20 protein-coding genes are annotated in these 19,021 nt (G+C 69.7%); 8 read left to right on the top strand and 12 right to left on the bottom strand.

The genetic code is table 11. From position 1 onward, the window contains the following. Nucleotides 1-119: 119 nt before the first annotated feature. Together LZ199_RS11240 and LZ199_RS11235 are read right to left on the bottom strand one after the other, a co-directional pair. A complete protein-coding gene (locus tag LZ199_RS11240) occupies nucleotides 120-371 on the bottom strand; it encodes a GIY-YIG nuclease family protein (RefSeq protein ID WP_163863667.1) in 252 nt (83 codons plus the stop codon). A gap of 97 nt (nucleotides 372-468) precedes the next feature. Further along, complete coding sequence (locus LZ199_RS11235) at nucleotides 469-780, bottom strand: CBS domain-containing protein (RefSeq protein ID WP_253993650.1); 312 nt, start codon at nucleotides 778-780, stop codon at nucleotides 469-471. 146 nt (nucleotides 781-926) lie between these two features. Here LZ199_RS11235 and LZ199_RS11230 point away from each other — a divergent pair, with 146 nt between their 5' ends. The 5 genes from LZ199_RS11230 to pdxA all read left to right on the top strand — a co-directional run bounded on the left by LZ199_RS11230 (nucleotide 927) and on the right by pdxA (nucleotide 6,189). After that, nucleotides 927-1,946, top strand: coding sequence for an alpha/beta fold hydrolase (locus LZ199_RS11230; protein ID WP_253993817.1), 1,020 nt, complete (start codon nucleotides 927-929; stop codon nucleotides 1,944-1,946). A 70-nt stretch (nucleotides 1,947-2,016) separates the two neighbouring features. Next, complete coding sequence (locus tag LZ199_RS11225) at nucleotides 2,017-3,039, top strand: peptidylprolyl isomerase (RefSeq protein ID WP_253993649.1); 1,023 nt, start codon at nucleotides 2,017-2,019, stop codon at nucleotides 3,037-3,039. Nucleotides 3,040-3,113: 74 nt separating this feature from the next. Further along, nucleotides 3,114-4,103, top strand: a complete 990-nt coding sequence (locus tag LZ199_RS11220) for a peptidylprolyl isomerase (protein WP_253993648.1) — start codon at nucleotides 3,114-3,116, stop codon at nucleotides 4,101-4,103. A 61-nt stretch (nucleotides 4,104-4,164) separates the two neighbouring features. Then, entirely contained in the window at nucleotides 4,165-5,133 is a 969-nt protein-coding gene (locus LZ199_RS11215; RefSeq protein ID WP_253993647.1) for a peptidylprolyl isomerase, read from the top strand. Nucleotides 5,134-5,166: 33 nt separating this feature from the next. Then, the gene (gene pdxA / locus LZ199_RS11210; RefSeq protein WP_253993646.1) at nucleotides 5,167-6,189 is read left to right on the top strand and encodes a 4-hydroxythreonine-4-phosphate dehydrogenase PdxA; all 1,023 of its coding nucleotides are present in this window, start codon (nucleotides 5,167-5,169) and stop codon (nucleotides 6,187-6,189) included. On the opposite strand, the gene LZ199_RS11205 is transcribed toward pdxA, so the two are convergent. Then, a complete protein-coding gene (locus LZ199_RS11205) occupies nucleotides 6,113-6,445 on the bottom strand; it encodes a hypothetical protein (RefSeq protein WP_253993645.1) in 333 nt (110 codons plus the stop codon). The genes pdxA and LZ199_RS11205 overlap by 77 nt on opposite strands. 208 nt (nucleotides 6,446-6,653) lie before the next feature. Between LZ199_RS11205 and LZ199_RS11200 the strand changes: the two genes are divergently transcribed. Further along, nucleotides 6,654-8,078, top strand: a complete 1,425-nt coding sequence (locus LZ199_RS11200; protein ID WP_253993644.1) for an MATE family efflux transporter — start codon at nucleotides 6,654-6,656, stop codon at nucleotides 8,076-8,078. 28 nt (nucleotides 8,079-8,106) lie between these two features. Here the strand turns inward: LZ199_RS11200 and LZ199_RS11195 are convergent, their stop codons facing one another. Both LZ199_RS11195 and LZ199_RS11190 read right to left on the bottom strand, forming a co-directional pair. Next, nucleotides 8,107-9,846 (bottom strand): AgmX/PglI C-terminal domain-containing protein, encoded by a 1,740-nt coding sequence (locus LZ199_RS11195; protein WP_253993643.1) that lies wholly within the window; start codon nucleotides 9,844-9,846, stop codon nucleotides 8,107-8,109. 351 nt (nucleotides 9,847-10,197) lie between these two features. Continuing rightward, nucleotides 10,198-11,283 carry an aldo/keto reductase gene (locus tag LZ199_RS11190; RefSeq protein WP_253993642.1) on the bottom strand — a complete coding sequence of 362 codons (1,086 nt, stop codon included), beginning with the start codon at nucleotides 11,281-11,283 and terminating at the stop codon, nucleotides 10,198-10,200. Nucleotides 11,284-11,564: 281 nt separating this feature from the next. Here LZ199_RS11190 and LZ199_RS11185 point away from each other — a divergent pair, with 281 nt between their 5' ends. Next, the gene (locus LZ199_RS11185) at nucleotides 11,565-11,978 is read left to right on the top strand and encodes a nuclear transport factor 2 family protein (RefSeq protein ID WP_253993641.1); all 414 of its coding nucleotides are present in this window, start codon (nucleotides 11,565-11,567) and stop codon (nucleotides 11,976-11,978) included. 122 nt (nucleotides 11,979-12,100) lie between these two features. Continuing rightward, on the top strand, nucleotides 12,101-12,679 hold the full coding sequence (locus LZ199_RS11180; protein WP_253993640.1) for a carboxypeptidase-like regulatory domain-containing protein: 579 nt from the start codon (nucleotides 12,101-12,103) through the stop codon (nucleotides 12,677-12,679). Nucleotides 12,680-12,686: 7 nt separating this feature from the next. Here the strand turns inward: LZ199_RS11180 and LZ199_RS11175 are convergent, their stop codons facing one another. The 7 genes from LZ199_RS11175 to LZ199_RS11145 all read right to left on the bottom strand — a co-directional run bounded on the left by LZ199_RS11175 (nucleotide 12,687) and on the right by LZ199_RS11145 (nucleotide 18,873). Next, entirely contained in the window at nucleotides 12,687-13,097 is a 411-nt protein-coding gene (locus LZ199_RS11175) for a response regulator (protein WP_174456961.1), read from the bottom strand. Beyond that, on the bottom strand, nucleotides 13,097-13,846 hold the full coding sequence (locus LZ199_RS11170) for an ATP-binding protein (protein ID WP_253993639.1): 750 nt from the start codon (nucleotides 13,844-13,846) through the stop codon (nucleotides 13,097-13,099). The genes LZ199_RS11175 and LZ199_RS11170 overlap by 1 nt, the downstream gene beginning before the upstream one ends. Before the next feature lie 3 nt (nucleotides 13,847-13,849). Then, nucleotides 13,850-14,626 (bottom strand): response regulator, encoded by a 777-nt coding sequence (locus tag LZ199_RS11165; protein ID WP_253993816.1) that lies wholly within the window; start codon nucleotides 14,624-14,626, stop codon nucleotides 13,850-13,852. Beyond that, complete coding sequence (locus tag LZ199_RS11160; RefSeq protein ID WP_253993638.1) at nucleotides 14,626-16,047, bottom strand: sensor histidine kinase; 1,422 nt, start codon at nucleotides 16,045-16,047, stop codon at nucleotides 14,626-14,628. The genes LZ199_RS11165 and LZ199_RS11160 overlap by 1 nt, the downstream gene beginning before the upstream one ends. Continuing rightward, nucleotides 16,044-16,673, bottom strand: a complete 630-nt coding sequence (locus LZ199_RS11155; RefSeq protein ID WP_253993637.1) for a thioredoxin domain-containing protein — start codon at nucleotides 16,671-16,673, stop codon at nucleotides 16,044-16,046. The genes LZ199_RS11160 and LZ199_RS11155 overlap by 4 nt, the downstream gene beginning before the upstream one ends. Then, on the bottom strand, nucleotides 16,670-17,107 hold the full coding sequence (locus tag LZ199_RS11150; protein WP_253993636.1) for a response regulator: 438 nt from the start codon (nucleotides 17,105-17,107) through the stop codon (nucleotides 16,670-16,672). The genes LZ199_RS11155 and LZ199_RS11150 overlap by 4 nt, the downstream gene beginning before the upstream one ends. A gap of 323 nt (nucleotides 17,108-17,430) precedes the next feature. Beyond that, nucleotides 17,431-18,873, bottom strand: a complete 1,443-nt coding sequence (locus tag LZ199_RS11145; RefSeq protein ID WP_253993635.1) for a DUF2079 domain-containing protein — start codon at nucleotides 18,871-18,873, stop codon at nucleotides 17,431-17,433. Between the last annotated feature and the right edge of the window lie 148 nt (nucleotides 18,874-19,021).

Raw genomic sequence — 19,021 nt, 5'->3', positions numbered from 1 at the left:
GCTCGGGTATCGAGGGGCTTGATACAAAAGACCCGGATTCCCGGATGACGACACATGGTGGCGAAAAGGGTCTCTCACCAACGGTCATCCCCGCACCCCGGTATGACGTGGGAACCGGCTCAGCGCGCGCGGCGTCGCGGGGGCTTCTTCGCGGACACGAGCAGCAGCTTGTCGCCCCGGGTGAGGCGCTTGATGGCGGCCTCCCGTCGCAGGGCGGCGCCGCGGTCCTCGGCGGGCTCGCTCCAGACGAGCGTGACGGGCAGCCGCGCTCGGGTATACGCCGCGCCGCGCCCTCGCCCGTGGGTGGCCACCCGACGCTCCAGGTCATTGGTGGCGCCAGTGTAGAGCGAGCCATCACGGCAGCGCAGCATGTAGACAGTCCAACGGGGAGGGGCGTCCGGCACGGGGGGCGCGACTGTACCGCGTACCCGCCCCCGCGCACCCCGCCTCCGCGCCCCGCCCGCCGCCTCAGGTCGCCGGACGCATCCGCCCTCCACGCCTCAGGCAGAAGCGCGGCAGGCGGAAGAGCGACCGCCTCCTTCCGCCCGGCAGCCCCACCCGCGCCATGACCTCCGACACGGGCGCCAGCGGATCTCCCCACGCCGCCAGGATGTGCGCCTCGCTCACCAGCCCCATCAACCCGCCCCCCTCCCCCACCACGCCCAGCAACTGCACCTGGTGCCGCTCCATCTCTCTCAGGGCACGCAGGAGGGTGTCTGTGGGAAAAACGGTGGCGATGAAGGACGACAACGTTTCCTTGATTGCCCTGTTTTGCCGCATCCAGTTTCCTCCGGACCGATATGCCTACATCTCCTTGCAACGGCCCTGCCGGCAGGGATGACCGCTCAGCATTGGACACGGCAACGGGCTGAGGACCGGCTTAGAGTGGGGGGGTGACACGAAGACAGGCGGCGCGGCTGGGGCGGATGGCGGACCTCTTCTCGCGGACGATGAGCCGGGGAAAAGAGGGGTTGCTGACGCTGACGTTCCGCCCGGACGAGTTGTACCGGGTGCCCACGGACGACGGCGCGGCCATTGCCCTGGGGCGCTATCACGCCCGAGGCGAGCGGCGGTACGCGGAGCCCGTCATCCTCTGCCATGGGCTGGGCGCCAACCGCTTCCACCTGGATTTCGACGAGCAGTACAGCATGGCGCGCTACCTGGCGCGCGCGGGCTTCGAGACCTGGGTGATGGAGCTGCGCGGGCGGGGGCTGGCGGGCGACTGCTCGGACTTCAACTTCGACGACCAGGCGGAGCACGACGTGCGCACCGCGCTGCGCACCGTGGTCTCCACGGGGTCCAAGGAAGTGCTCTGGGTGGGGCATTCCAAGGGTGGGTTGATGCTCTACGCGCACCTGGCCCGCAATCCGCAGGCGCCGGTGCGGGCCGCGGCGATTCTGGGCAGCCCGTTCACCTTCGCCGTGCAACCGGGGTTGCGCACCTTCATCCAGCACGTGGAGCCGCTCTTGCGGCTGAAGGTCATCCCCACCGGCCGCGTCACCAGCATCGCGCTGCTGGGCGCGCCGCCGGGTCCGCTGAGCCGGTACATGATGCTGGCGGAGAACATGGAGCCGGACGTCGTCCGGCGCGCGCTGGCCAACGTGCCGGCCAACATCGCCGGCGGGGTGGGCCGCCAGTTCGCCCGCTGGATTTCCACCAACCGCTTCACCACCTATGACGGGGGCTTCGACTACCGCGAGTCCCTGGCGGGGGTGAAGATTCCCATCCTGCTGCTGGCGGGCAGCAAGGACCTGCTGGCGCCGCCCATGTCGGTGGCGCGGGCGAAGGAGGCCCTGGGAGGCCCGGTGAAGTTCCTCGTGGCCGGGCGAGGGCACGGCTTCGGAGCGGACTACGGGCACGCCGACCTGGTGCTGGGCCGCCGGGCACCGGACGAAATCTTCCCCCTGGTGGAGGCGTTCCTGTCCGCGCACGCCACCCGGGCGTGAGACGGCACACAGGGGACGGGACTCCGGGTTGTCCGGGCCCCCTCGGCGTGCTACCCGGAAGCCCCTCCCCATGAGTCTGTCCCCCCGCCTCCTCACCCTCGCCCTGCTGGCGCCCGCCGCGTGCGGCAAGGCTCCCGCGGAGGTGCCCGCCGACGGGCAGGCGGTGATGGACCTGCGCCACACGCGGCAGGCCGGTGGACGGGCGGTGGCGCGCTGGAGCGGCGATGCCGTGACGGCGGAGGAGCTGACCGAGCGCTTCCTGGAGATGAGCCCCGCCTTGCGCGAGCGCTACGTGGAGCCCCGCGCCCGCCGCGAGTATGTGGAGTCGCTGGCCCGGTTCGACCTGCTGGTGCGCGACGCGCTCGCCCAGGGCCTCCAGGACGACCCCGAGGTGGTGGAGGCCACCCGGCGCGCGCTGGTGGGCCGGCTGATGCGCTCGCGGCTGGAAGAGGCGTCAGTGACTGTCACCGACGCGGAGCTGGCGGAGGCGTATGCGGCGCGCAAGGACGACTTCGTGCGCCCGGAGGCCGTGCGCCTGTCCCATGTCTTCCTCGCCTTTCCCCGGCCCTACCTCGAGTTGGATGCCACCGAGACGTTCAGGGTGGACCTCGTTGCCCACCAGGTGGTGACCCACGCGAAGGCCCTGCCGGTGGACGACTTCGAAGGCTTCGGGAAGCTCGCGCGCGCGCGCAGCCAGGAGCCCCGCACGGCGCCGCTGGATGGGGACATGCGCTTCCTCTCCAACGAGGCCCTGGCCCGCGAGTACGGGCCGGAGGTCGCCCAGGCGGCGCGCGCGCTGAAGACCGAGGGCCAGCTGAGCGACCTGGTGATGACGAGCAAGGGCATGCACCTGCTCAAGCTGCGCGCGCGCAGGCCCGCGATGAATCTCTCGCTGGACGACGTGCGCGAGGAGCTGCGCGTGCGCCTGGAGGGCGAGAAGCGCACCCGCGCGTGGGGCGAATACCTGGCGCGCGTGGAGAAGCAGCTCTCGTTGTCGGTCGACCTGGACGCGCTGGCCTCGGTGCCGGTGGACGTCCAGGCCCCCATGCGCAAGCCGTCGAGCCCGCTGCCGGGAACGGTGCCCGCGCCATGAGGGCCCGCTTGCCAGCTTGGGGGGCCATCCCCACCTTTGGGAGTCGCCCCCACCCTTCCCCCAGGACTTCGCGCATGCGTCTTTCTCCCACCCGCGCTCCCCTGCTGTCCCTGGTGCTCGCCCTGGCGCTGAGTCAGGGGTGCAACACGCCCGTCAAATCGGCGCCCGACGACACGGTGGTGGCCACCGTGAATGGCGAGGTCCTCTCCCGCGTGGACTTCGAGCAGGAGCTGGGCCGGGAGCTGGCCTCCACGGAGGCCTCCCAGCGCACGCCGGAGGAGATTGAGCCCTTCAAGCGCACGCTGTTGGACACGTACATCCACCGGATGCTGCTGCTCCAGGCGGCGCGGAGGAACAACGTCACCGTCACCCCGGAAGAGGTGGACCGGGGCGTGCTGCGGCTGTCGGGCGACTATCCGGCCGGCAACTTCAACGAGGTGCTCGCCCAGGGGCAGCTCTCCATGGCGGAGCTGCGCGCGAGAGAGGCCAGCCGGCTCACCATTGAGAAGCTCTTCGCCGGCCACGTCTACTCGCGGGTGGGGGTGACGGAGGAGGAGCTGCGCGCGTACTACGCTGCGCACGAGGCGGAGCTGAACGAGAGCGAGCAGGTGCACGCCGCCCAAATCGTGGTGAAGGGCCTGGATGAGGCCCGCCGGCTCCAGGCGCAGCTCAAGTCGGGCAAGAAGTTCTCGGACCTGGCGCGCAGGTACTCGCTGAGCGCGGACGCCAAGGTGGGGGGCGACCTGGGGTTCTTCCCCCGAGGACAGATGCCGCCGGCCTTCGACGAGGTGGTATTCAAGCTCGGGGTCGGGCAGGTTTCGGACGTGGTGTCCACCGAGTACGGCTACCACCTGTTCAAGGTGCTGGAGCGCAAGCCCGCGCGGAAGCGGGACTTCGCCGAGGCGCGTCAGTGGGTGGAAGCGAAGTTGATGGAGCAGAAGCGCACGGAGGCGCAGGACGCCTTCGAGAAGGAACTGCGGGAGAAGGCGCAGGTCCAGGTGAACGAGGCCACGCTGCAGGCCATCCGCGGACAGCCCGCGGCGCTCCCGCAGGCAGCGAAGTAATGGATTCGAGGGCCCGACGGACAGTTGGACGGGCCCGGTGTGGTGCGGAAGGATGCACGGAATGAAGAAGCTGGTGGCATTCGTCGCTGCGGCGGCGCTCCTGGGGGGCGCCACGTCGGCGCGCGCGGAGCTGGTGGACAAGGTGGCCGCGGTGGTGAACCGCGACGTCATCGCGCTGTCGGAGGTTCAGCAGCGCGCGGCGCCGGAGCTGTCGCGCCTCAATGACCCGGATCCGCGCAAGCGCTCCGAGCAGCGCGCGCAGCTCATGAAGACCGCGCTCGACACCCTCATCGGCGAGAAGCTGATGGAGGCCGAAATCACGGAGATGGGCATCTCCGCGACCGAGGGCGAGGTGGACGAGCTGGTCAACGACGTGCGCAGGCAGAACAACATCACGGACCCGGCGCAGTTCGAGCAGGTGCTCACCGCCGAGGGTCTGACGATGACCACCTACCGGGACATGCTGCGCAAGCGCATCCTCCGGGACCGGCTCCTGCGCATGAAGGTGGGCCCCAAGGTGAAGGTCACCGAGGAGGACCTCAAGGCCGCGTACAACCAGTACGCCCGCGTGGAGGGCGAGGACTCGGAGGTCCACGCGCGCCACATCCTCGTCGCCGTCGACCCGAAGGCCACCGATGAGCAGGTGGCCGCCGCGCGCAAGAAGGCGGAGGGCATCGCCACCGAGGCCCGTCGCGAGGGCATGGACTTCTCCGCCCTGGCGCGCGCCCGCAGCGAGGGCCCCAGCGCCGCGGACGGTGGAGATTTGGGCTGGTTCAAGCGCGGCGTCATGGTGCAGGCCTTCGAGAAGGTCGCCTTCAACCTCAAGGAGGGCGAGGTGAGCGAGCCGGTGCGCACCAACTTCGGCTGGCACATCCTGAAGGTGGAGGAGCGCCGCTCCGTCGCCGCGACGTCCTACGAGGAGATGCGTCCGAAGCTGGAGAACAAGCTGCTCCAGGAGAAGACGGACAAGTTCCTGGAGCAGTACGTCGCGGAGTTGAAGCAGAAGGCCAGCATCGACGTGAAGATGTAGCCTGTCGTCCCCACGCGGGGGATGCTCGCCACCGTGAGCCTCCCCCTCGTCGGTATCTCCCTGGGTGATGTGTCGGGCATCGGTCCGGAGGTGACGGCCGCGGCCCTGGCGCTCCCCGCCGTGCGTCGCGCGCTCATCCCCGTCGTCTTCGGGGATGGGCCCACGCTGGAGCGCTTCCCCTTCTTCCGTCGCCATGCGCGCGTGGAGCCCTCCGCGCTCTCCCGCGTCGAGTCCCCCACCGTGGTGGAGGTGACGCGCCTGGCAGCCAAGGACCGCGTCCCGGGCAAACCCTCGCGCGAGGGAGGCCGGGCGCAGTACGCCTATGTGACGGCGGCGATTGACGCCATGCGCGCGGGCCACGTGGACGCGCTGTGCACGGCGCCGGTGTCCAAGGAGCAGATTTCGCGCGCGGGCATTCCCTTCATGGGCCACACGGAGGTGCTGGCGGAGGCCTTCGGCGTGGAGGTGATGATGATGATGGACGGGCCGCGCGTGCGCATCGCCCTGGCCACCAACCACGTCCCCCTCTCCGCGCTGTCGAAGCTGCTCACGGTGGACGGGCTCACCGCGCAGCTGAAGCTCCTCTCACGCAGCCTGACGCCCGTGGTGGGACGCAAGCCTCGCATCGCCGTGCTGGGACTGAATCCGCACGCGGGCGAAGGGGGCCTGTTGGGGCGCGAGGAGGTGGAGGTGATTGGCCCCGCCATCCGCAAGGCGCGCGCGGCGCGGGTGGATGCGCACGGGCCCATCGCGGCGGACGGCCTCTTCGCCAGGCCCGATGAAGTGGGCAAGCGGTACGACGCGGTGCTGGCCATGTACCACGACCAGGGACTCATCCCCGCGAAGGCGCTCGACTTCGAGCGCACCGTCAACGTGACGCTGGGGCTGCCGGTGCCGCGCACGTCGCCGGACCACGGCACGGCCTACGCGATTGCAGGCAAGGGACAGGCGAGCTGCGTGCCCATGGCGGAGGCGCTGCTCAAGGCCGCTCAGCTCGCTCGGCCGCCCGCGCGAGGTGCTCGGCCAGGTCCTCGCCGTCCTTCTCCGCGTCGATGAGCTTCACCTCCGAGCCCACGCCGCTCGGAGGAATCACCAGCACGGTGACTTTGTCGAGCGGGCACTCGCCCAGACAGCCCGAGGAGAACACGCGGGTGCTGGGGCCCAGGCCGCGCGCCGCCACGGCTTCCCGGATGCGGCGCGGCAGGTCCACGCCCCCAAGGCGAGGGTCCAGGCGCACCGAGCAGTTGTGACACACGTGCAGCTCGGTCGGCTGGGAGTCCGGGGCGGCCTCGATGGGAGGGGGCTTGCGCACGCCTGGAAACATAAGGCGGATGGGCCGTGAGCGCCGTAAGCTCCCGCGCGGGTGCCGAGGGGCGCCCACACCCGGAAAGACGACGTCACCCTCCTGGAATCACCTGGAGCATCAGGTTCCTGACGAGTTCCTTCCATGGCCCATGCGCGGGTGAGGGCTGATACCGAGGGACTTTTCAGATGGGAATCCAGAACACGAGGCGTGGGACATGAAAGCGCCTTTCGGTCGAGATTTGACGACGGGCAGCATCCCCCGTCACCTGGTGGCCTTCTCCATCCCGATGTTGATGGGGAGCTTCCTGCAGACGGCGTACAGCTTCATCAACGCCATCTGGGTGGGGCGGTTTCTAGGCACCGAGGCGCTGGCGGTGGTGACGGTGAGCTTCCCCGTCGTCTTCGTCCTGTTCTCCATCGGCATGGGCCTCACCATGGCGACGAGCATCCTGGTGTCGCAGAACTACGGCGCCCGGAGGATGGACGAGCTGCGCAAGGTGGTCGACAGCTCCACGGTGCTCATCTACTCGCTGGGCGTGGTGCTCACGCTGCTGGGCGAGTGGCTGGCGCCGAGCATCCTCACGTTGATGGACACGCCGCCGGAGATTCACGCGGAGTCCGTCAGCTACCTGCGCATCTTCCTGTTGTCGATGCCGCTGGGCTTCGGCCTGTTCCTCACGCGCAGCCTGTTGCAGGGCGTGGGTGACTCGAAGACGCCGCTGTATTTCCAGGCGGGCTCCGTCCTGCTCACCACCGTGTTGGACCCGGTGCTGATGTTCGGTTGGCTGGGATTGCCCAAGCTGGGCTTGAATGGCACGGCCTGGGCCACGGTCGTCTCGCAGCTCCTGGCGCTCGTCACGCTGCTCGTCTACCTGCGCATGAAGGACGTGCCCGTGGCGCCGCGCAGGCCCCGGCTGGCCCACCTGGGGCCCGTCACCTTGAAGACGCTGCGCATCGGCGTGCCGGCCGCGGTGCAGCAGTCGCTCGTGTCCATCGGCATGGTGTTCGTGACGGGGCTCGTCAACGGCTTCGGCGAGGTGGCCACGGCGGCGTTCGGCGCGGCGTCGCGCATCGACCAGATTGCGTTCATGCCGGCGATGACGTTCGGCATGGCCATCTCCACGCTGGCGGGACAGAACCTGGGCGCGGGCCGCGACGACCGCGTGCAAGAGATCTTCAAGTGGGGCTGCCTGTTGAGCGGCGGCGTCACCCTGGTCATCTCGGCGGTGGCGGTGACATTCCCGGAGGCGCTGCTGCGCATCTTCGTCACGGACCCGGCGGTCATCGGGCCGGGCGTCACCTACCTGCACATCGTGGGCGGGACGTACGTCCTGTTCGCGCTCATCTTCGTGAGCAACGGCATCATCAACGGCGCGGGACGCACGCTGATGACGACGGCGTTCTCGCTGTTGAGCCTCTGGGTGGTGCGGGTGCCGGTGGCGTACTGGCTGTCGCGCCGCATGGGCAGCGTGACGGGCGTGTGGATTGCGATGGCGCTGAGCTTCGGCGTGTCGCTGGTGGTGAGCATGGCCTACTACTTCTCCGGCAGGTGGCGGCGCCCTCTGCTCAAGAAGCCCCCCGAGGGCCCCACCACGCCCAACCCGGGCGAGGTCTTCGGACACGAGACGGGCGAGGCCTGAGCAGCGCCTCGCCCCTTCGGGCCACGGACTAGAAGACGAACGGGAAGCGGATGGGCTCCTGCATGCGGACCGTGTGCACGGGGAATTTCCAGCCGCGCACCACGCCCTCGATGCAACCGGCGAGCGGCGTGGCGCGCAGCGCGTCCGTGTCCATGGCGACGTTCGTCGTCTCGCCGCTCGGCTGCACGGACCAGCGCACCATGAAGCGCCCGCTCTTCTCCAGGGACGTGTCGGCGGCGTGCTGGCGCAGACACTCGGCGATGGCGGGCTGGTTGGACACGACGACCTGCTTCACGTCCTCAGACGTGAGGTGCTCCTTCGCCTCGAGCGCGGGCGGGACGTAGACGGTCCGCGTGGCGGTGGGCTCGGACGCTGCCGCGGCGCGCTCCTCCGCTTCGTCCGTGAAGCCCAGCTCGCGCGCGAACTCCTCATCCAGCTCCGACTCGGTGCTGTTCGCGCCATCCGGGTCGTCCGCGGTGTCCACCGGGACCGAGGTGGCCTGCTCGGTGGAGTCGGGCTCCTCGAAGGTCATCTCCATCACCGCGCCGGAGGCCGCCGCGACGCTCTGCGGCGGAGTGGGGCTCGCGGGAGCGCGGGCTGGAGCGCTCTCGGTGCGCGTGCGCCGCTCGCCGGACTTCACGGCCAGGGTGTCACGACGGGCCATCAGGTCCGCGCCGCTCGGGCCCGAGAAGGAGGTGAGCGCCCGCGTCGGGTCCGTCGACGCGCCTTGCGCGTGCAGCCCGTTCGCGACGTCGCTGATGCTTCCGGGCGAGGTCGTGACGAAGGGGCCCGTGTACCGAGGCGCGCTGGGGTTCAGCGCGTGGGTGTCGGCCACGCCCGTCGAGACACCTGGAATGGCCCAGGAGCCGATGGCACCCGAAGACGCCGTGCCACCTGTCTGCCCCGAAGCGTTCGTACCCATCTGCGCTCCTGTGTTGTTCGCACCGTTGAGCTGCGCCGAGGTACCCGCGCCGTTGAACTGCGCCATGCCGCTCACGCCGTTGAGCTGGCCCGGGGCACCGAATTGAGCGGTGGAACCCCGCACGTGGCTCCCCGAGGCGCTCACACCACCGAGCACCGAGGGAGCGCTCGCACCTTGCTCCCAGAAGCGAACGCTCGCAACCACGAGCATGCCCGCAGCCAGCGCGCCCACCGCCGCGACACCCAGCAGAACGCCAGACACCACATCCCGACGACGATTCGACGCCGTCGGCGCGGCCACCGGGCCGCCCCACGCGTGCTGCTGACCAGGCGCCATCGGCCCGCCCCACTGCTGCTGGGGCGGAACCATGGGAATGCCCCAGGGCTGCTGCTGAAGATTGAGCGGGCCCTGGACCTCGTTCACCGTGTTCTTCTGGGAGGCCGCCCGCGACGCCGCGCTCGCGCGAGCCACCGCCGGAGGCACCACCTTGGAGTGCTCCCACGGCAGGCGCACGGCCTCGGCGACCGGCACCTCCGGGTTCGCGCGCATCCACTCCGGAATCACCACGGGCGCGGACTCGGACACCGTCTCGTCGGGCTCCGCGTCGGAGTACGTGGGACGAGGTGACTCCGCAATCCAGCGCGTCTCCTCTTCCGCCAGGTCGAGCAGCGCGCGCATGTCCTCCGCGGCCTCGCGCGTGGTCGCATCACCGCCGCCATCGACCTCCGGCTCCAAGGCGAGTTCCCGGTCCAGGTACGCGTCGAGGTCGCCATCCAGCGCCTCCGTCACACTCAGGGCCTCACCCGACTCCTCGTGCTCGAAGCCATTCGCCTCGGGATGATTCATGCCCCGCGTACGGAGTTGTTCTTCTCCTCCTGACAGAAGCTCGCCCACACACCCTCCCCTCAACCGCGCAGCCATTCCCGCGCCAGGGCTCGCAACGTAGGGACGGGTCCTGCTCACGCCAGCGCGACTGTCTCACGCACGACGTTTCATCGCCGTGGCACGCGTTCGCTGTCCGGTGCCTCACCGCTCACGCATGAAACACGGAGCCACGCCACTCCTGCGCACCGACACCGCACGACGCGTGGCCACCCGCCTCTCCCACTCCGCGCGAGCGCGAGGTGCACCCACGCGCTCACCCCGAACGCGCACGTGCACGGACTCGACGCCTACAACCCGCGCACGACGCGGCGGCTACCAGCGCTCCTCGTCGTTCTTCGGCGCCAGGGGCCACACGGGCGCGGAGACACCGTTCACGGTGACACCGCCGTGCATGAACACGGGCGCGCCCTGGAGGAACTCAGCCGGGAAGTCGAGCTTGGGCTTGGACGCCTCATCCAGCGCCTTCAGCTGCTCCGGCTTCAGCGTCACGTCCAGCGCGCCCAGGTTGTTGTCGAGCTGCTCCAGCGTGCGCGCTCCTATGATGGTGGACGTCACCCCCGGCCGTCCCCGCACCCACGCCAGCGCCACGCGCGCCACCGTGGTGTCCTGCTCCTTCGCCACGCGCTGGAGCACGTCGAGGAGCGCATACGTCTTCTCGTTCAGCGAATTCTCCGCCCACGCGCCCCGGTCCGCCTTCTGCTTCCCCGCGTTCTCCCGCGTGTACTTGCCGCTGAGCACCCCGCTCTTCAGCGGCGACCACGGCGTCACCCCCAGCCCCAGCTCCCGAGCCATCGGCACCAGCTCCCCCTCCACCGTCCGCTCCAGGAGCGAGTACTCCACCTGCAACGCCACCAGCGGCGCCCAGCCCCGGAACTGCGCCACCATCTGCGCCTGCGCCACCTTCCAGGCCGGCGTATCCGAGATACCGATGTAACGGACCTTCCCGGAGCGGACCAGGTCCTCGAACCCGCGCATCGTCTCCTCGATGGGCGTGTTCGCGTCCCAGCAGTGCATCCAATACAAATCGATGTAGCCCGTCTGGAGCCGGCGCAGCGACTCCTCGCACTGCGCCATCATCGACTTGCGCCCCGCGCCTCCACCATTCGGGTCTCCGGGGAAGAGGTTGCTGATGAACTTGGTCGCAATCACCACCCTGTCCCGCTTGCTCGGATAGCGGCCCAGGTGGTCGCCGATGATCTTCTCCGAGTGCCCTCGCGTGTACGCGTTGGCCGTGTCGATGAAGTTGCCACCCCGCTCGAGGAAGCGGTCCATGATGGCGTTGGACGTCTCGACGCTGCTGCCCCAACCCAAATCGGTACCGAAGGTCATCGCCCCCAGACAAAACGGGCTGACCCGCAGACCCGAACGGCCCAACGTGACGTAGTGGTTCAACGACATGGAGGACTCCCAACGACGACGAGGACACGCCTCTCGGCCCGGAGATGGAGACTCGACGAGCAGGCGCGGACGAGAGGGCGCGTTGGCCTAACGCGACCAGGAACACCCGCGCCACCAGCACCCGCGACGTTTGACGAACAGCGGACGCCGCTGTCTGGCTTCACCCTTCGGAACATGCTCAAAAGCGACAGATGTTCCCACGCCCTGCCTTCATCGCCCTCGTCGCGCTGCTGATGACCGCCTGTGCTCGCGACGCGGGTGCCCTCCGGAGCCCACCCCCCATGACGACCCCACACACCGCTGCATCAGAAGACGTCCGTGCCCTCCTCGCCCTCGAGGAGTCCATCGTCCGCGCCATCCAGGCCCGCGACACCCAGGCCCTTCAAGGGTTGATGGCGAAGGACCTCGTCTTTCGCGGCGTGGGCGACGTGGAGACGGACCTGACGGCCTTCCTCGCCAACATCGCCGCCATCCCCGGCACCATCCTCTCCGTCGAATCAGAGACGGTGCGCGCCCACGTCTTCGGCGACACCGGCGTCCTCACCGGCACCCAGCGCGCCCGCGTGCGACTCCCCGACGGCACCGAAGTCACGGACGTGGGCCACTTCACCGACGTGTGCCAGCGTCGCGACGGCCGCTGGTGGGTCGTCCTCGCGCACAGCCTCCCCGCACCGCCTCCCTCCAAGCCCGACTGACCCAAGGCCAGCCCCCACCCACACCGCCCGCGTCCGCCGGCGCACAGCCAGACGAAAAATCCCGCGGCGCCGGACAGACAGTGTCCCTTGGTGATACACTGTGTCCTACGGGGGTGGTGAGGATGCCACTGAATCGCGGTGAACGTCGGTGGACGCTGCCAGCACGAAACGCCGACTGGCTCGTCGTCTCGTCCGTGGACGCCGAGGCGAAGGAGCCCCACCGTCACCCCGTTCCCGAGGTGTTCGTCACGTCCGCCCTGGAGCGATGGCTGTCCACGCCCTCGGCGCGCACGCTGTACGGCATCTACGAGTCGCTCGGCGGTGGCAGCCCCTTCGGCCTGACGGGCCTGGAGCGCACCCGCTACGAGGAGCGCCTCAAGCAGCGCCTCTCCGACGCCTTCTCACGCGGAGAGCTCGTCGCGCTGGAGGTGGCCCGCCCCAGGAGCGTGCCCGCACCGTGGACGCCCCAGCCCGAAAACCAGGACGAAGAGGCCGTGGTGGAGGAGATGACCTGGCTGGCCATCGAGCTGAAGGACGAGGCGGGCAAGCCCGTCCGCAACGCCCGCTACGTGGTGAGCCTGCCCGACGGCAGCACCCGCGAAGGCACCCTCAACGCCAATGGCTACGCGCGCGTGGAGGGCGTCAATCCCGGCGAGTGCCAGGTCACCTTCCCGGAGCTGGACGGCCAGAGCTGGAGCTGACCTGTGCTCAGGGCCTGCGCGGACCCGGAGCGGACGACGACATCCCCAGCGGTCGCTGGGGCAACAGCTTGAAGAGGAAGGCCAGGAGCGCCTCGAAATGGTCACCCTTGCGGAAGACGGCATCCACCGGCATGTCGATGGCGCTGTCCGCGCCGGTGACGAAGACCACCTTCGCGCCCGGCATGTGGTGACGCACCAGCGGAATCAAGCCCGTACCGAAGCCATCACCCAGGCTCTGGTCCAGCAGCACCGCGTCGATGGGCCGCGGGTGGTTGAGCCACTTCTCCGCTTCCGCGTAGGAACCCGCTGTCACCACCGCGAAGCCTGCTTCCTCCAGCAGCGCCGCGAGCGTCATCCGGTTGGACGGGTCATCTTCCACCAGCAGCAGGCAGCGCCCGAAGGTCCAGCTCGTCTCCATCACTTGCTCCCCCGTATCTCGTCATGGCCCGCGAGCCGCATCCTGGCCCCCGCCTCCGGGCGGTGCAGGAAGAGGACCTCGACGTGCGTGCCCCCCGAGGGGCCTCCGTCCAGTGCCACCTTCCCCCCATTGCGCAACACCAACCGCTGCACGATGTTCAAACCCAGCCCCGCATGGCCGGGACGTGTCGAATAGAAGGGCTCGAAGGCACGCGAATACGCCTCCGCCGCCAGCCCCTCCCCTGCGTCCTCCACGCGAATGCCCACGCCGCCCTCACCTTCCTCAACGTCCCAGGTGCGCACCGTGAGCATTCCGCCGCGCGGCATCGCCTCCACGGCGTTGTCCACCAGACAGCGCACCAGGAGCGCCAGGTCCTCCAAGTCGAGCGGCACCGTGCCCCGCGCCTTGAAGTCGCGCTCCACGCGCACCTGCTCCGGCACCCGCGCCTCCCGCAGCGCGTGCTCCATGGCCTCGCTCGCGTGGCACAGGGGCTTGTCGCTGCTGGCCACCGGGGCGCGCCTCGTCAGCACCTCCTCGGCGGCCGCCAGCTCCCGGTCGATGAGCTGGAAGAAGGCCTCGACGCGGGCATCCGTGCCCCACACGTCCGTCTTCTGCATCTTCCGCATCAGGTAGAACGAAGCATTGCGGACACTGGCCAGCTTGTTGCGGAGGTCATGCCGCAGCGTGGAGGCGACGACGTCCGCCACCGCGGCCCGTTCCCGCGCCTGGAGATCTGCGCGCGCGCCCATCCGTCAATTCCTCGCACCCTGGGGCCCCTGGGGCCCCTGCGCCCGGGGTTGGCCTCTCACCCGGGCAATCGCTTGCACCAATTCCCGCAGCGGCACCGGCTTGGTCATACACACCACCGCGCCCTGCGCCGCCACCTTGCGTAGCAATTCAGGCACCACGTGCCCGGACATGGCGATGACGGCCACGGACAAGTCCGCCGCCTTCACCTTGGCCACCAGCTCCGGCCCGCTCATCTCCGGCATCACCAGGTCCAACACGCACACATCGAAGTCGCCCGAGCGCAGGTAGTTCAGCGCTTCCTCGCCGCTGTACACCGCGCGCGCACGCAACCCCACCGTGCTCAGCGCGCGCACCATGGCGCGCGCCACCGGCTCCGTGTCGTCCACCACCAGGACCTGGGGGGCCCTGGCCGCGCGAAGAATGGTGTCCAGCGCGTGCGCCACGTCGAAGGGCTTGGGCAGCACGGTGAAAGCGCCCTCGGCGAGCGCGTCCTCCACCAGCTCCTCCGCCGTGAAGGCGGTCATCAGCACCACGGGCATGTCCGGACGCGCCTGCTTGATTCGGCGCAACAGGTCCACCCCGTGCAGCCCGGGCATGCGCATGTCGCTGAGCACCACGTCCACCGTGTGCTCACCCAGGAGGCGCAGCGCTTCCTCGCCGTTGGCGGCCTCCAGAACGGTGTGGCCCTCCAACTCAAGGTTCGCCGCGAGCGTGATGCGCAGCCCCTCCTCGTCGTCGACCAAAAGGATGCGAGCGGGGCCCAAAGCCACGTCCTCCATCATGCGGCCTGAGCCGCGGCGGTTGCCGGGAGATGAATGTGGAATTCACTACCCCGACCGGCTTCGCTTCGCACAGAGATTGTACCTCCGTGACGTTGCACCATGTTGGCCACAATGGCCAGCCCCAAGCCGGTGCCACGCGTCTTGGTTGTGAAGAGGGGTTCGAAAATCTTGGGCAGCACGTCCGGCGGGATGCCCGTCCCGTCATCTACCACGCGAATGGCCCACGGCCCCGTGTCGCCGCCTTCCGCCAGCACTGAAACCTGACCGGTTCTTCCCTGGGGCATGGCCTCCACCGCGTTCTGCACCAGATTCACCAGCACCTGACGGAACTGTTCCTTGTCCAGGCTCGGCACGGGGAGCGACTCGGGGACTTCGTTGAGGATGCGGACGCCATCCCGGGAGGGAACCACGCCAATGGCCTCGTCCACCAGAGGTCGCAACGGACACGGCTGCAGCGCGGGTGGCCGCTCGCGCGCGAAGTCGAGCAGGTCGGAGATGATTTTCGCGCACGCGCCCAGCTCGCGCTCCATCACCCCGAGGAACTGGGGGACCCGTGGGTCATCCGCGGCCCCGATGGCATCTCGACTCAGTCGTCGGGAGAGGTAGGCATGCGCGTTGCGCACGGCGGCCAGCGGGTTGCGCAGTTCATGACCCACGCTGGCGGCGAGTTGACCCACCGCGGCCAGCTTCTCCACGCGGATGAGGTGCTCCTGGAAGCCGCTCAGCTCGCGCAGCGCGCGGTCCAACTCCGCGGACTTGTCCTCCTCGCGCTCGCGCGCCAGCTCCAGCTCCGCGCGGCGCACCGCCACTTCGCGCATCTCCCGCCGCATCACCCGGCCCGCGTGCAGGAGCACCAGGTTCAGGAAGCCCACCCAGAGGGCATGCTCCAGGAAGCGCCACCACTCCACGTTGGGCAGGCCGTACACGGACTCCGGCCACAACAGGCCCCGGATGATGTGGTCCGCGACGGTGGCGACCGTGGCCGTCAGCAGCACCCACGGGTCCCGATACAGGGAGAGGAACGCGAGCGAGACGAAGATGTGGAAGTGCGTCTCGATGCGGCCACCCGTCAGGTGGATGAGCAGCGAGGACCACAACATCTGCGCCAGGGCCACGCCGTGGCGGGTGGAGACGGCCCCGGGGCGCCAGCGCGCCAGGGCGATGGGGAACACGGTGAGGGCCGCGCCGAGGAAGAGCGCGGCATACACGTGGGCGTGGAGGGCGCGGTCCTTGCCCTCCCAGCCATAGGGGGCGACGAACAGGGCCACGAGGATGCCGAAGGCCCATTGGGCCAGCATGAGGCCCGCGAACAGGCGGTCCGTGCGGCGTCGCACCGTGGTCAGGTGCTCGTGGAACAGCAGAACGGCGCGTTCCTTCAGTACCACCGTCGGGCCGCTGGCATCCTCCGTGGGCTTCATGGGGTGTTCGTGGCCCGGGCCTCGGGCGGTTCCTCCAGTGCGCAACCGTAGACAGCGTGCTCCGACGACCCGCCCACCCCACCCGCCTCCCGCAGCAGCGCCTCCACGGCGTCCCGCCCCGGGTTGTCACCTCGATGTCCCCGCGCCCCGGTGAGTCCACCGCTGAAGCGGAGCCGACCGGCGGCATCATAGAGCAAGGAATGTCCGGAAGTAGCGACTCCAAACCCGCGAGCTTGCTCGCCTCCCGTGTCCACGAGCACCGTGACGCCCGGAATCGCGGCGGCGGCGCGCCACAGGGGCCCTTGCGTCCAGTCGCTGGAAGTGCCCTCGGGCTGGAGGAACAGGACGCGCGCGTCGAGCTGACCCCGGGCGTGCTCCATCAGGACGGACAGCTCTCCCAGGCTCGCGCGAGTGCAGGGGCAGCGCGGGTGGGCAAGCATCACCAGCGTGGGCCGCCCCTTGGCGAGCGGAGGGTGCGCGGACGCGGGCCAGGAGGAAGGCGCTTCGAGTGTCGGGCCCGGGGTGAGGGCATGTCGGGCCAGGAGCGCGAAGCCCGCCGCCGTGGCGACCAGCCACAGCAGACCTCCCAGCAGCCACGCCCCCCGCGACAGGGCGGGAACCTTCATCGGGGACCCCACTTGTGCTCGGCCAGGCCGGAGGTCAGCCGGCTCATGTCGCGCTTGAGGCGCGCGGACTCGGCGGCCCGGCGGATCATCGCGATGAGGTCCCGGGGCTGGTAGGGCTTGAGCACGAGATAGAAGAGGCCCTGCGCGTCCAGGCGGTCCCTCCAGTCGAGGTACTCGCGGAAGCCCGTCACCAGCACGCCCGCGAGGTGGGGGTACCGCGTCACGGCCTCGCGCAAGAGCTGGATGCCGCTGGGCCCGGGCATGTGGAGGTCGGTGCAGAGGACGTCGAAGGGATGCAGCCCGAGCAGCCGTCGCGCGGTGAGCGCGTCGGGCGCGGTCTGGACCTCGAAGTCCTCGGAGAGCACGGCCGCGGTGGTGGCGAGGACAGCGGCCTCGTCATCCACCAACAGAACCTGAAGCCTCGGAGCAGTCATGACGGGGACCTCCCGAGGATAACGTCGTCCGCGCCAGACCGTGAGCAGTCACGGCGGATTGTTCGCCACCGGCGGACGCCCGGTACGCGAGCGCTAGAGGGCGGGCACCTACACCCACGTGCGGGCGGGCCTCGCGCTCGGACGGGGACAGCGGCGCTCGCTCAGCTGCCTGTCGCATTGAGAGCCCGTGGACCGGAGCGCGAGGATCCGTGTGGGTGCTCGCGCGGATCCGCCCTGATGTTCGCGCGCCTCGGCGGACTGCTACCACTCGCCCTGACCCGCGAGCGCTGACCCTCGAACTGCTGGCCCGGACCATGAGCCACTCATCGGTGCGCGGTGAAGCGGCCTCGCGCCAGGAAGACGTTCGCATCGTCGATGAGGACCTCCGTGCCGGCATCGGCGCGCCAGAGGCTGATGAGCGCCGTCACGCGCTCATACGTGAGGGGATAGGCCTCGCCATGAGGAGGCTTCTCCACCAGCACCCACTCGTACACCCGACCGTCGTCGGGCTGCGGTCCACCCACCGCATAGATGTCATCGCGGTCCGCGAGCAGGGAGACGAAGTTGCTGCCGAGCAGCGCCGGGCCCTCGCGATGCCGGGCAATCACCTCCACGCCGCGAGCGATGCTGTCCAGCCGCGACGGGTCTCCGGGGCACTGTCGCGGGTATGTCCGGGAGGAGGTCAGCGTGCGCGTGAACTGGCGCAGGTTGAGCTCGTTGCTGAAGAGGAGGATGAGCCCCGAGGACACCAGGACCCACGCGGGCACCTTCCGGCCGCGCAGCAAGGGCAGGAAGCCCATCAGCGCCGCGGCCAGCAGCGGCACGCCGTAATGGAAGCGCCAGGCCATGCCGAGGAAGCGGATGCCGAGCATCGGCAACAACACCAGCAGCCACGCCCAGTCCGGCTTCACGCGCTCTCGCCACGCCCAGACACCCAGCGGCAGCAGCAGCAACACCAGCGTGCCCACGCGCGACAGGTGGACCGGTGCCAGCCGGAGCGAGAGGTAGTGGAGGAGCCCGCCATCCATGCCTTGCTTGAGGCGGATGCTGTAGTCCTCCGACGGCCCCAACAGCCATGGCCGTAGCCCGTAGACGCCCGCGAGCCAGACCAGCGACAGCACGCCCACGACCACCGCGAAACGCCGCTCGCCGCGCAGCCACAGCGCGACGGTCAGCATGATGCCCCCGAAGGCGAACTCCTCCTTGCAGGCGAACAGCAGCACCAGCGACACCAGCAGCCAGCCGTTGCGGCGCAGGTGCCAGGCCACGCCCGCCATCACCCACGGCAGCGCGGACCATGTCGTGGGATGGATGGGGAACTTCAGCGCCTCTACCGCGCTGGGGGACAGCAGCAGGAACGCCGCCAGCAGCCCCGTGGCCGCGCGACTCAGCAGCCCGCGCGCCTGGAGCCAGAGCAGCGGCGCCACCGCGAGCAGCGCGAAGAGCGCCTCGCCCACCAGCGCGGCCCACATCGGAGGCAGCACGGCCACCAGCGGGCGCGCCAGCACCAGGATGGGGTCGAAGTGGTCGTTGAAGATGTAGACCTGTCGCGCGCTGAGCCAGGGGTTCGGGTCCGCGAGCGACATGCGCGCCAGGGCCTGCGTGTAGATGCCCAGGTCGAAGTGCGCGAAGCAGGCGTGCGCTGCCTGAATCCACACCGGCGCGACGACGAGCACACCCCAGACGAAGACCACGAGCGGCAGGGCCAGCATGCCCGGCCATCGCCGTGCGCGTCCGGGGCTCGAGTCATCGGCGGAAGGAGTCATGAGGTCGCGAAGCGAGGCGCCACCGGCCACGGCCCCGAGGCCGCGTCGTCTAGCGCACTCCCATGACACCTGTCATCCGACTCGACAGCCCGTCCAGCCCCCCGGGGCCCACCGCACCCGAACGAAGGATGCGAGGCCCCGAGGTCCT

It is taken from the genome of Myxococcus qinghaiensis, assembly GCF_024198215.1.
Taxonomy (GTDB): Bacteria; Myxococcota; Myxococcia; order Myxococcales; family Myxococcaceae; genus Myxococcus; species Myxococcus qinghaiensis.
Note: the sequence above shows the minus strand (reverse complement) of the source record. Positions and strands in the feature narration are given on the sequence as shown.